We start from the raw sequence: 2,678 nt of genomic DNA, 5'->3' as shown, positions 1-2,678 counted from the left end.
CGGAAGCGGCGCGCCTCTCGGGGATTCGCACCACCCGCTACAAGGTGGCGGCCTACGTGATTGCCTCCCTCTTGGCGGGCCTGGGCGGGATTATGCTGGCCTCGCGCATTGGCTCGTCGCAGGTAAACGCGGGCGGCGGTTACCTGATGGATGCGGTGGCGGCGGCGTGGATCGGCTTCTCGCTGGCCGGGTCCGGCAAGCCGAATGCGCTGGGGACCCTGGTCGGGGCGGTTATTCTCGGCGTGCTGTCGAACGGGCTGGTGATGCTCTCCGTGCCGTATTACGCCATGGACATTATAAAAGGGCTGGTGCTCGCGGTAGCGCTGGCGATTACGTACATACAAAAACGCTGACAACACAACGGGATAAAAAATGAAAAAGATTGCACTCTCTTTGGTGGCATTAGGGTTATTCACCGCTCTGCCTGGCTTCGCGGCCACGCCCGCACCGCTTCCGGCGGCCATTGCCAATCATGACGGCCCGATCCGCATCGCGGTGATCCGTAACCTCGGCTCAGACGACAACACCACGCAGTTTATTGCCGGGGCCATTCAGGAAGGGAAGAAGCTTGGCTTTAAGGTCAGCACCTTTTTAAGCAACGGGGACGACGCCAAATTCCAGGACTTCGTGAACCAGGCCATCAGCCAGAAGTACGACGGGATTATCCTTTCTCAGGGCCGCGATCCGTACTCCACCGCGCTGGTGAAAAAGGCGGTGGACGCCGGGATCAAAGTCGCCGTCTTTGATACGGCGGTTAACGGCGAGATCCCGGGCGTGACCGTCACCCAGCAGGACGATGCCTCCCTGACGAACCTCTCCTTCGGCCAGCTGGCGAAAGATTTCAACGGCAAGGCCAATATCGTCAAGCTGTGGGTGGCGGGCTTCCCGCCGATGGAGCGTCGTCAGGCGGCGTATAAAGAGTTGCAAAAACAGTACCCGGACATCAAAGAGCTGGAGTCTATCGGCGCGGTCTCCTCTGACGTGCAGGGCGACACCGCCAACAAGGTGGGTGCGATTCTGGCGAAATACCCGAAAGGTAAAATCGACGCCATCTGGGGAACCTGGGACGCCTTCAGCCAGGGCGCCTACAAAGCGCTGAAAGAGAACGGCCGCACCGAGATCAAACTCTACAGCATCGACATCTCCAACCAGGATTTGCAGCTGATGCGCGAGCCGGGCAGCCCGTGGAAGGTGAGCGTGGCGGTGGATCCGAAGCTGATTGGGGCGACCAACGTGCGTCTGGTGGCGAACAAAATTGCCGGGGAAGCCACGCCTGCGACCTACGATTTTAAGGCGGCCGCTATTCCGCAGGCGCTGCTGACCGCCCAGCCGGGTGCGGTGAATGTGGCGTCGCTGGGGAAAATCATTCCGGGCTGGGGCCAGACGGAAGATTTTATCGCGCCGTGGTTTGCGACGCTGGAAGCCAGGTCAAAATAATGCCCGGTGGCGCTTCGCTTACCGGGCCTACGGTGTTGTAGGCCGGATAAGACGAAGCCGCCATCCGGCGAAAGGACTCAACTATGTCTGCATTACCTCAACCCGAATACAGCCGCAACATGCGGCTGATTGGTCATAGCGATCAGGGCGGTCGCTCGGACGGCGTGCAGCTGATGGTGCACCGCGGTTTCGCCTGGATCGGCCATATGGTGTCGCAGGGCTTTTCGATTGTCGACGTGCGCGACCCGAAAAACCCGAAAGCGGTGGGCTACGTGCCCGCGCCGCCCGGCACCTGGAACGTGCATCTGCAGGCGCATGATGACCTGCTGCTGGTCATCAACGCCCGTGATCTGTTTGCCGATGCCCGCTTTGCCGACGAAAAGGTCTACTACACCCGGCAGGTGGGGGAGACCGTCCGCGATTTGCAGGACAAAGGCTGGAGCGCCGGGCTGCGCGTGTTTGATATCTCCACGCCGGACAGGCCGCGCGAAATCGGCTTTCTGTCGCTGAGCGGAATCGGCATTCACCGCATCTGGTACGTCGGTGGCCGCTGGGCGTACGTGTCGGCGCTGATCGACGGTTTTACTGACTACATCTTTCTGACGATCGATCTGGCCGACCCGCGTAAGCCTGAGGTGGCAGGGCGCTGGTGGCTGCCGGGGATGAACCAGGCCGAAGGCGAACAGCCGAACTGGCCGGAAGGGAAACGCTACGCGCTCCACCATGCGATTATTGCCGGCGATACCGCGTACGGCAGCTGGCGCGACGGCGGCCTGACGCTGCTGGACGTGAAGGATCGTACCCGGCCTAAGCTCATTAGCCACCGTAACTGGAGTCCGCCGTTTGGCGGCGGCACGCACACCGCGCTGCCGCTGCCGGACCGCGATCTGCTGGTGGTGCTGGATGAAGCGGTGCTCGACAACCAGGAGGACGGGGAGAAGCTGATCTGGCTGTTTGATATCCGCGAGCCGTCGAACCCGGTAAGCATCTCTACCTTCCCACAGCCGGACGAAACTGACTACGTGGCGAAAGGGGCGCATTTCGGGCCGCATAATCTGCACGAGAACCGGCCGGGGAGCTTTGTCAGCTCCACGCTGATTTTTGCCACGTATCAGAATGCGGGCGTGCGCGCGTATGACATTTCCAATCCGTATCGTCCGGTTGAAACGGGTGCGCTGGTGCCTGCCGCGCCGGCGAAAATGATGGATACCCGCCCGAATCGCCCGCAGGTGATCCAGTCG

Annotated in this window: 3 protein-coding genes; all 3 read left to right on the top strand. The window is 61.3% G+C overall.

Features of this window, described 5'->3' with window-relative positions; translation table 11 throughout:
* On the top strand, positions 1-353 hold a 353-nt coding region (locus tag DOU50_RS00495), incomplete at its 5' end, for an ABC transporter permease (protein WP_416202935.1).
* A 19-nt stretch (positions 354-372) separates the two neighbouring features.
* On the top strand, positions 373-1,437 hold the full coding sequence (locus DOU50_RS00490; protein ID WP_039265942.1) for a sugar ABC transporter substrate-binding protein: 1,065 nt from the start codon (positions 373-375) through the stop codon (positions 1,435-1,437).
* Between the two features lie 83 nt (positions 1,438-1,520).
* Positions 1,521-2,678: LVIVD repeat-containing protein (locus DOU50_RS00485; protein WP_148768489.1), on the top strand; the 1,158-nt coding region annotated here is incomplete at its 3' end.

This window comes from Enterobacter sp. C6 (assembly GCF_008122455.1).
Classification (GTDB): domain Bacteria; phylum Pseudomonadota; class Gammaproteobacteria; order Enterobacterales; family Enterobacteriaceae; genus Enterobacter; species Enterobacter pseudoroggenkampii.
The sequence above is the reverse complement of the archived record's forward strand: the minus strand, read 5'-3'. Positions and strand labels throughout refer to the sequence as shown.

What these genes read in the sequence shown, in the direction of transcription:
- DOU50_RS00490 (WP_039265942.1), top strand. Translation starts at nt 373, where the DNA reads ATGAAAAAGATTGCACTCTCTTTGGTGGCATTAGGGTTATTCACCGCT.